This window comes from Mesorhizobium sp. M7A.F.Ca.US.005.03.2.1, from assembly GCF_003997795.1.
Taxonomy (GTDB): domain Bacteria; phylum Pseudomonadota; class Alphaproteobacteria; order Rhizobiales; family Rhizobiaceae; genus Mesorhizobium; species Mesorhizobium ciceri.
The window spans coordinates 1-834 of the sequence record NZ_RZRP01001409.1; the positions used below are offsets into that span (position 1 = coordinate 1).

At 63.3% G+C, this 834-nt stretch carries 2 protein-coding genes; one reads left to right on the plus strand and one right to left on the minus strand.

All coding sequences use genetic code 11. From position 1 onward, the window contains the following. On the plus strand, positions 1-328 hold a 328-nt coding region (locus EN991_RS38145; protein ID WP_206519360.1), incomplete at its 5' end, for a peptidylprolyl isomerase. Between the two features lie 71 nt (positions 329-399). Here EN991_RS38145 and EN991_RS38150 read toward each other — a convergent pair. After that, on the minus strand, positions 400-834 hold a 435-nt coding region (locus EN991_RS38150), incomplete at its 5' end, for a TetR-like C-terminal domain-containing protein (RefSeq protein WP_127370627.1).

The following is an 834-nucleotide window of genomic DNA, read 5'->3' on the forward strand; positions in this document are numbered from 1 at the left end:
TCCGTCAGGCAAGACCAGCGGCGGCGATCTCGGCTGGTTCGGACCTGGCCAGATGGTGCCGGAGTTCGACAAGGCGGCCTCCGCGCTCGAGGTCGGCAAATACACCGAGCAGCCGGTGCAAACGCAGTTCGGCTGGCATGTCATCAAGCTCGAGGACAAGCGCACCAAGCAGCCGCCGGCCTTCGACGACGTCAAGGACCAGGCCAAGCAGGCGGTCATCCGCGACAAGTATTTCGCGCTGGTCAAGTCGCTGCGCGCCGGCGCCAAGGTCGAGATCCCCGACGCCAACCTGAAGAAGGCGGTCGATACGCTGGAAAGCGCCAAGTAAGACTGGCAGCTTTTTTGAAAAGGGGCGCGGCAGCCAGGGGTTGCCGCGCCCTTTTTCATTCATTGCCGTCTTTACGAGGCAGGCGCCGCTATGCCTCGCATCACGTAGTTGACGGCCTTGTCGATGGTCGCTTCGTCCTCGTCGAGCCGGTTGGTCAGCAGATGTCTCCAGGCGAAGGAGGCGATCAGGTCGGCGACAACAGCTGAATCGATTTCGGCCGGGATTTCGCCCCTTGCCTTGGCGCGTTCGATGATCTGGGCGGTATGGGACCGTCGGCCCAGTGAGTAGTCGGCAAGGGCCGCGGCCGCGGTCTCGTCCGACTGTGCCTCGGCGATCAGCGACCGGAACACGCTTCCCGACGATGTCTCGCGCCAGTGGGCGAACAGGTTCTTCAGGAAGCCGACGAGATCCTCCTCCAACACCCCGGTATCGGGAACATCGACGCGCTTCTGGCGCTGGTAGACCTCAAGCAGCAACGCCGCCTTGCTCGGCCACCAGCGATAGAT